This window comes from Treponema sp. C6A8, assembly GCF_000619925.1.
GTDB lineage: Bacteria > Spirochaetota > Spirochaetia > Treponematales > Treponemataceae > Treponema_D.
Window position 1 is genome coordinate 1 of the sequence record NZ_JHVB01000018.1, and the last position, 8,241, is coordinate 8,241.

General features: G+C 36.9%; 6 protein-coding genes and 1 pseudogene. 2 read left to right on the plus strand and 5 right to left on the minus strand.

Annotation, left to right across the window (positions count from 1 at the left end):
• Positions 1-111 precede the first annotated feature (111 nt).
• The 5 genes from T530_RS0111890 to T530_RS0111910 form a co-directional block, all read right to left on the minus strand.
• The gene (locus T530_RS0111890; RefSeq protein WP_027729203.1) at positions 112-2,400 is read right to left on the minus strand and encodes an EAL domain-containing protein; all 2,289 of its coding nucleotides are present in this window, start codon (positions 2,398-2,400) and stop codon (positions 112-114) included.
• Positions 2,400-4,583 carry a bifunctional diguanylate cyclase/phosphodiesterase gene (locus tag T530_RS14345; RefSeq protein ID WP_197018282.1) on the minus strand — a complete coding sequence of 728 codons (2,184 nt, stop codon included), beginning with the start codon at positions 4,581-4,583 and terminating at the stop codon, positions 2,400-2,402. Before T530_RS14345 ends, T530_RS0111890 begins: the two co-directional genes overlap by 1 nt.
• Before the next feature lie 225 nt (positions 4,584-4,808).
• Positions 4,809-5,408: a bifunctional phosphoserine phosphatase/homoserine phosphotransferase ThrH gene (gene thrH / locus T530_RS0111900; RefSeq protein WP_027729204.1), complete on the minus strand. Its 600-nt coding sequence runs from the start codon at positions 5,406-5,408 to the stop codon at positions 4,809-4,811.
• Between the two features lie 170 nt (positions 5,409-5,578).
• Positions 5,579-6,175, minus strand: coding sequence for a CDP-diacylglycerol--glycerol-3-phosphate 3-phosphatidyltransferase (gene pgsA / locus T530_RS0111905; protein ID WP_027729205.1), 597 nt, complete (start codon positions 6,173-6,175; stop codon positions 5,579-5,581).
• A 213-nt stretch (positions 6,176-6,388) separates the two neighbouring features.
• Complete coding sequence (locus T530_RS0111910) at positions 6,389-7,210, minus strand: AAA family ATPase (protein WP_027729206.1); 822 nt, start codon at positions 7,208-7,210, stop codon at positions 6,389-6,391.
• A 110-nt stretch (positions 7,211-7,320) separates the two neighbouring features.
• Between T530_RS0111910 and T530_RS0111915 the strand changes: the two genes are divergently transcribed.
• The gene (locus T530_RS0111915) at positions 7,321-7,890 is read left to right on the plus strand and encodes an NUDIX hydrolase (protein WP_027729207.1); all 570 of its coding nucleotides are present in this window, start codon (positions 7,321-7,323) and stop codon (positions 7,888-7,890) included.
• A gap of 71 nt (positions 7,891-7,961) precedes the next feature.
• Positions 7,962-8,241, plus strand: a pseudogene (locus T530_RS0111920) (transposase); the annotation flags it as partial.

Sequence of the window (8,241 nt, forward strand, 5' to 3'; positions counted from 1 at the left end):
TATTATTTGCATTTTTAATTCATATGAATATTTTGACATAAAAAATGCACCTCCTAAAGCGAACTTTATTTGTCCAACTTTAGGGGTGCACTTCACAAGCAGCCTCTTTTTTTATTGTAAAAACTTCTTTTCAAATTCCGTTATTCCCATCGGCTTGGAATAATAAAATCCCTGCATGTAATCGCACCTTAATTGGTGCAAAATATCATACTGCTTTTTATATTCCACACCCTGTGAAATTACAATCATCTTCAATGTCTTTGCAAGGGCAACAATAAATTTCAGAATCTTAAAGCTGCGCTCTTCATTTTCTGATTCAGAAAGGAAAAGCATGTCTATCTTCAAGAAATCTGCCTTTACATCCTTCAAGAGATTTAATGAAGAATAACCGCGGCCAAAGTTATCAATTCCAACTTTAATTCCAAATCTCTGCAAATCACTCAAAAGGGACTTGGCGTCGGCAGCATCCGCAGTAAGCAAGGTTTCCTTAAATTCCAGATAGAGGTTGCCAGGATTAATATCATATTTTCTGACAAGGCCGGTAACAACATCATAAATATTCATATGATAAATATCTTTAGTCGAGATATTTACAGAAATTACCATATCTGGGTTTCCGTTGTCCTTCCAAAACTTCAATATCTGAATTACCTTTTCAAGGACATAGGCATCAAGCACGTGAATCAAAGAATAATTTTCAAGAACACTTAAGAAATCTTTTGGCAGCTCTTCTCCGTACTCAGGGTGATCCCAGACTACAAGGGCTTCTGCGCCAACGCATTTATCACCCCTGTCATATATTGGCTGCAACTGAACCTTGAACTGTTCGTTTCTTATGGCATCCGGGAAATCAGAAACAATGTTCTTTTCAACCAGCATCTTTTCCATAAGATCTGAACTATAATAAGCGTAATTTTTTGAAAAATCATTTCTAATCGATTTTATTGCAAGCAGGGCTTCATCATAAAGAATCTGGGCATTTTCAAAAAATCCGTGCATTTCTGAAACACCAAGCATGATTCTAAGAGTAAAGTTACTTGTCTTTACAAGCTTTCTCAAAGAAATTACGGAATGCTCAAAATACTCAGGTCTGAAAGCCTCTTTTGGAACAAACATTGCAAACTTGTCTTCAGAAATTCTTCCGTACACGCAATCTGTGCGGCCAATGCAAGGCTTTTTAATTGCCTCGGCTTCCATTTTAAGAATTGTGTCTCCAACCTTTCGTCCGAATATCTCATTTACAAGCTTAAAATTCTGAATATTGGAAACAAGCATATAATGCTCTTTATCCGAATCATCCTTTATAATCCTGTTAGTTTCTTCAAAAAATTTATTACGATTATAAATACCTGTCAGAGAATCATGGGTAGAGATATATCTCTGTTTTTCAACCATTTTTTCCCTGTCAGTAGTTTCAATAACCTTCAAGAAGCTTCCAATCGGAACTTTTGAATAATAAAGCCTTTCATATTCAAAAACGAAAGTTCTCTCTTCCCCGTTAATTATTTCCTTTTCCTGCCAGAAAAGATGCTCTTTATTTTCGTTTTGATTAAGATGGAGCAGCATTTTATCAGTTGCATACTGCAAGCCAAAACGGTCATCGCCGCTAAAAGTCTTCTTTACATAATCATTAACGTAAATACACTGATTATTTACATTAAAATAGAAGATTCCGTCAGAAATGACACTGTTTACGCGTTCCAGAGACAACAAAATCATTCTGCTTGGAACCTTGTAAGCAGAACACCAGGAAATATAAGCCGCAAATACGCCGTACAAAAGAATTGAAATATCAACCGGCAAATCCGCAGAGTAGCAGATCATATTTGAAATTATGATTACAACATAAGTAATGAGAATCCAGAAATATTTTGCCTTGTAATAATGCGATGCGCGGATAGTTTCTACCAAAAGCAGAATAAAGCTCTGAAGCACCATTATATAGCAGAATGCAAGATGAATATAATGAATAGGAGTAAGGGTAAGGCTCCAGTAAATAAAGCCACCCATAGTAACGGCGCTTTCAAGCCAGAAAGAATGATGAGTATAGTTATTAATCAGAAGCTGAATACTGTCGGCTATTGCAAGTACGATATATATCCAGTAGAAATTTTTATACTTCTGGTCACGGCCGGTAAATTCAAGGCAGAACTTAAAGATAAAAAAGGCCATCCAGACAGTGCTTATAAAATAAATTGAATCAATCAGGACTGCATATTCAACTCTAGTCTGGAAAAAGAAGAAAACGTAAAGAGGCACAACGAAAAGCCCGATCATCAGGGTTTTTGTAATTGTGCGGATATAGTTCACCTTTGAATTATAAAGGTTAAAAATAAAGGACAATATGATTGAAGTGAGGATTGCGGAAGAAACCGAATAGATAAATTTTAATGTAAACATCAGTTATTTCCTCCCTCAGCAGTATTATCAGCATAAAGATATCGTTTTTCAAATTCAGAAACAGGAATAGGGCGTGAAAAATAATAGCCCTGGAAAATATCACATCCCATTACCGTCAGCGCATCAGCCTGATTTTCAAGTTCAACACCTTCCGTGATGACGGTCATATTAAGGGCCTTCGCCATATCGATAATTGCGTTGATAATCAAAAGGCTCTGCTCATAATTATCAGTTGAACGCAGGAATTCCATATCAATTTTAAGAACATCCATTACAAGATTTCGCAGCGTACTTAATGATGAATAACCACTTCCAAAATCATCCATTTCAATCTTAAAACCATACTGCTGAAGTTTTGTCAGGATTTTCTGATGGTGTTCTACATTCGACATGAGAATCGTTTCCGTAACTTCCAGATTCAGATTTTTAGGATTAACGCCATATTTTTCTACCAGCTTGGTAAGCGAATCATAAACATCAAGATAATAGAAATCTTTTGCCGAAATATTAACGGAAATATAATAGTTTTCAAAACCAGAATCCTTCCAGTCTTTCAACTTGCGGACAACCTGCTCCCAGATATAATAATCAAGGCTGGCAATATAATCTGTTTTTTCAAGAATAGGAACAAAATTATTAGGACTAAGGACACCTTTTACCGGCTGATTCCAGCGGACAAGAGCCTCACCGCCATTTACCCGCTGTGTCTTTGCATTAAACTGAGGCTGAATGTAAAAAACAAATTCCCCGTGTTCAAGCGCCGTCGAAAAATCATTAAGTACAGTCTTTTCTGTAATCAGGTTCTGAACCATGGACATGTCGTAATAATTCAGAGGCTTTGCAAAATCACCCTCGTTCTTCTGAATGGCAACGAAACCTCGGTCACACATGGCAAAAATATCTTCTTCTGGATTTTCAATTTCATAAACGCCTAGGTATATGCGGACACGATAATGGAAACTCTTGCTCAAATTTGACTGGAATACATCAAAGCGATTTACAATATCCCGCTCATCAAAAAATTCCTTTTTCATCAGCATGGCAAATTTGTCGCCGCTAATTCTTCCGTGAATACAACCTTCATAATCAATCTGCTCAAAGGTTCTTGCTTCACCTATCAGAATTTCATTTCCAATCTCTTCCCCAAAAATATCATTTATCAGCTTGAAATCATCAATATCAGAGCAGACAAAAACATACTGGCAGTCTGGATTGCTCTTGATTTCCTTTTCCGCCAGATTTAAGAAGGCTTCCCTATTTAAAAGGCCTGTAAGGGCATCGTGACTCGCAAGGTATTTTTCCTTTTCAAGAATATTCAAATACTCAGTTTTATCATTAAGCTTGATAACATATCCGATCGGACGATTTTTTAAATCTGTCAGCTTGGCAAACTCTCCCGAAAAAACGTGAAGACATTCATTTATGATAAAGTTTTCATCTTCAATTGAAACACTTAACTCGTCTTTTTTTAGCTTATTTTTCCATTGCAGAAAGTAAGACTCAAGGAATACATTTTTTTTCTCATCTGACTGCGAACGGAATAAAAGACGGGCAATATTGTTGGCAAAAAGACAGCGGCCTTCCAGATCATAGCAGATAACCGCAGTACTTATATTCAGGGCAACCTGTTCCATCAGAATTCCTGAAAATTCATTTGGAATAGTATTCAGGATAAAATAAAGATAAACATAAAGTACAATAGGATAAATTAAAACTGAAAAATTAAAAGCCCAGTGCAATGCAGAAAAACATCCGTTGATTATAACGCCCAAACAGAAAGTTCCAAGAAGGGCATAATATTTTTTCTGAAAGAGAACAGGGATTTTTGCAACGCGAACAATACTAAGAACAATAAAAGTGCAGGCAAGGAAATAGCTGAAGACCATATGAAAGGCAAAGTGAGGTTTTAAAATAAAAAGCCAGCAGTAAACTTTTCCGCTTAGACGATGAACCGGAATAAAATCAACAGTATTTCTAAAGTGAAAGTTCAGTAAAAGATGAATCGTATCGACGATGGCAAAAAATACAAGGACATTAAAGAATCTGTAGTATAGGCGCCTTTTCTGACTGTAATAAGGAAGCCACAAAATACTCATGGAAAGGAAAATCAATATCCAGTCCATTGAGGCAAAGTAGACGGAAGCGTAAATCATTGCCCTTACATTTCTCGATGAATAACACATGAGAAGATAAGATGAAACAATTATTAAAACTGTAGTGATAAGAGATAGTTCAATCCTGTTAGTCTTGATTATTTTCTTTAAAGAACAAAAAATCAAAACAAAAAGAGAGAAAATTTCTATGCATGCAATAATAGTAAACGCTAACTTCATATGCCACAAATAAAAGTACAAAAATTAGTATGAAGTTAATTATAACACAGAATTTAAAAATTGCAGACTATTTTTTTATATTGCCTTTTTAACAGCTTCAAGGAGTTCCGAATATTCTGTAAATGCCGGGAACTGAGGATATTCCTTTATGATGCTTTCTGTTGAGCGGAAAAGGAAACCTGCTTTTGAAGCCTTAATCATTCCAAGATCATTGAAACTGTCACCGCTGGCAATTGTATCAAAACCGATAGACTGAAGGGCTTTTACAGTTGTAAGCTTGCTCTGCTCACAGCGCATTTTATATCCGGTGATTTCGCCGTTTGCTGCAACTTCAAGACTGTTACAGAAAATTGTAGGATAGCCGAGTTTTGCCATAAGAGGGGCAGCAAACTGTTCAAAAGTATCGCTGATAATAATTACCTGGCAAACCTTCTTAAGTTCATCAAGGAATTCTTTTGCGCCAGGAAGAGGCTCGATTTTATTGATTGTATCCTGGATTTCTTTTAGTCCAAGATTATGTTCTTTCAAGATTTTAATACGGAACTTCATGAGCTTGTCATAGTCCGGCTCATCACGTGTAGTACGGCGAAGTTCAGGAATTCCCACAGCATCAGCAAAGGCAATCCAAATTTCAGGAACAAGAACACCTTCCAAATCAAGACACGTAATTGTCATATATAAAACCTCTGAAAAACTTTAATTATGCTAATAAAATACAGTATTTATGAAAAGCTTGCAACAGGCAGTAAAAAGCTTCCTAAGATTAGGTAGCCTTGAATAACTTGCGCCTATGCGCAAGTTATAAGTTGTTTGATAAATTTTGGAATGATATGTTAAAGAAATTGTTAGTCTTTAAGTAATTTACCGAAGTGAATGAGATAGTCGATAAATGAAACGTAACTGCAGAGAACACAGATTACAAAAAGGATGAGGGAAACAAGCTTAAGAGTTGCAAAACATTCAGGCTGAATTCCAAAGCGAACCAAAGTTTCAAGGAATAAAGCAAAGAAGCCGGAAGCAACATACATTACGGTCTTGAACTTTCCGCCTTTTCGGGCAGCAATTGCAGTTCCTTTTTTAACTGCAACCATACGGATAAAGTTCATTGTCATTTCACGGTACAAAATCAAAATGAAAAGGAATGGCTTCATGTAGCTGAGTTTAGGATCAAAAGAGAACATAAAGCAGAGGAAGGTTCCCAAGTGAACAACTACGTCAGCAAAAGGATCGAATAATTTTCCAAAATCGCTTACTTCGTTGTTGCGGCGGGCAAAAAAACCATCCAGAAAATCTGTAAACTCCATAAAACAAAGGAGAGGAATTGCAATTACAACCGATGCCTTTGCAAAAAGTCCGCCAGTCCAGATAGGAAGAAAATACAAAATAAAAAATACTGGTGACAAAAGGATGCGGGTAAGAGTGAATTTATTTGAAAGCTTCATAATAAAATAATTATAAAGGATTATGACAGAAAAAACAATGTAACAAAGTAAAAATACTCCCGGTCGCAGAGTGTGTGCCAAAACCGCACGATATCGCGCTACACGCTGATTGTAGCATAGTAACTATAAAAATGGCCGCTTTCGCGGCCGTCACAATCAGAGTGTTTTTGTCACACACTCTACTCCCTTGCGTTATTTTCCTTTATAAAAGTTTTACTGATAACCTTTAAAGTCATGGATAATGCTGACTGCAGACTTTGCGTCATAGCCAGGCATTTCACGTTTAATAATCTGAAGGGCCTGCTCCACAATTCCAGGGCTGTCTGAAACACCGTGAAGGACAACAGTCTTGTCTTCAATAGTTGCGTGAACAAACTCAATATTCAGATGATATTCAAAACTGAGTTTATTTACGATTGTCTGTGCCTTAAGCAGTTCTTCCAGCATTTTATTGCCGGCTTCTTCCTGCTTTACAGTAACAGTCTTTTCAACAAAGTGTGCAATCTGCTCAGCGGCAACCTCTTCCGGAATCATACCGGTATTCAAAACCATATGGAAAAGAGTGCTGTCATTATCTTCTATATTAAAGAAACTTCTGTGAAAGCCAGCCCGGTTAGCGTCACTTTCCTGAATACGCTGCTTTGCCTGCTTTTCATCCCAGTTGAATTCAGCGCGAAGGCGTTCAATTCTGGTCTTTTCATCAGCAACAAGACGAACACTGATATTATTAGGAACACCCTGCAATACTGCAAAAGCACCGCGTCCAATAATAATTACATTCTTCTGCTGGGCAGCTTCAAGAATTGCATACTGGGCGTAGTTAAAATATTCATCACGATTCTTTGCAAGAGAAGCAAAAAATCCTGGTTTGCGCTCATCATATTTTGGCATTTTTGACTCAGGGAAACCAAGTTCAACAATGCGTTTTTCAATATCTTTACGAGTTACGAATTTATAATTGAGTAACTTAGCCAACTCAGCCGCAACTTCATCTCCATGCGCTGCAACCTGTCTAGAAACTGTAATAACTGCCATGATGTGCCCCCTTTAAGAGTTAACTCAGAATCATTTTCCATGTATTATGATATTATCGAAAAGCCAATCTGTCAAAAAATTTTTGCGTCAGTAAAAATGCGGAGACCTATATGAAAAATTATTTTACTTCTGAAGATGAAAAACTTAAATGGAAGACACTTGCTGAAAAAAGTCTTTTGAAAACCATTGTATTTGATGTGACGGCATATACAAACCAGTCTGCAAGCGGGGTAAGAGGCGATTATTTTGTAATGAAGGCGCCTGACTGGGTAATAGTAATAGCAAAAAAAGAAGATAAGTTCATTATGGTGAAGCAGTGGCGCCACGGAGAAAAAGCTTTAAGCGTTGAATTTCCCGGCGGAGTAATAGATAAGGGTGAAGAACCGGAAAAGGCCGCAAAACGCGAGCTGCTGGAAGAAACTGGCTGCATTGCAGGAAAATTAACAAAGCTAGGCAGCGTAAATCCTAACCCTGCCCTTTTTAATAATCACGTTCACGTATTTCTTGCAGAAGATTTAACGGCAACCGGCAAACAGGAACTTGATGCCGACGAATTTATAAACTGCATGGAACTTTCGGAAGATGAAATTATGGAAGGAATGGGAACTCCCCAATTCCCGCACGGCCTGATGACAATGGCCATGTGCCTTTACTTAAAACATAAAAAGAATGTTAAATAAAAAAATCGGTGGATTTGAAGTGCACCCCTAAAGTTGGACAAATAAAGTTCGCTTTAGGAGGTGCATTTTTTATGTCAAAATATTCATATGAATTAAAAATGCAAATAATACTTGAGCATAAGACAAAGCATTATGGGGCTTTTATACTTCAAAGAAAGTATAGTATTCATCATAGCATTATTGAGCAATGGATAGCTCAGTACGAATTGAATGGAAAATTTACAGAACCAACGCGCCATTTTAGCGGAGAATTTAAGCTAAAAGTGCTAAACTATCAACAAGAGCATCATCTTTCCGATTCTGCCACAGCATTGATTTTCGGTATAACAAATTCTGGAACAATCTGTGCAT

Excerpts from the sequence above, each read along its gene's own strand:
- T530_RS0111890 (WP_027729203.1), bottom strand. The coding sequence starts at position 2,400 with ATGTTTACATTAAAATTTATCTATTCGGTTTCTTCCGCAATCCTCACT.
- T530_RS14345 (WP_197018282.1), bottom strand. The coding sequence starts at position 4,583 with ATGTGTTATTCATCGAGAAATGTAAGGGCAATGATTTACGCTTCCGTC.
- thrH (WP_027729204.1), bottom strand. The coding sequence starts at position 5,408 with ATGACAATTACGTGTCTTGATTTGGAAGGTGTTCTTGTTCCTGAAATT.
- pgsA (WP_027729205.1), bottom strand. The coding sequence starts at position 6,175 with ATGAAGCTTTCAAATAAATTCACTCTTACCCGCATCCTTTTGTCACCA.
- T530_RS0111910 (WP_027729206.1), bottom strand. The coding sequence starts at position 7,210 with ATGGCAGTTATTACAGTTTCTAGACAGGTTGCAGCGCATGGAGATGAA.
- T530_RS0111915 (WP_027729207.1), top strand. The coding sequence starts at position 7,321 with ATGAAAAATTATTTTACTTCTGAAGATGAAAAACTTAAATGGAAGACA.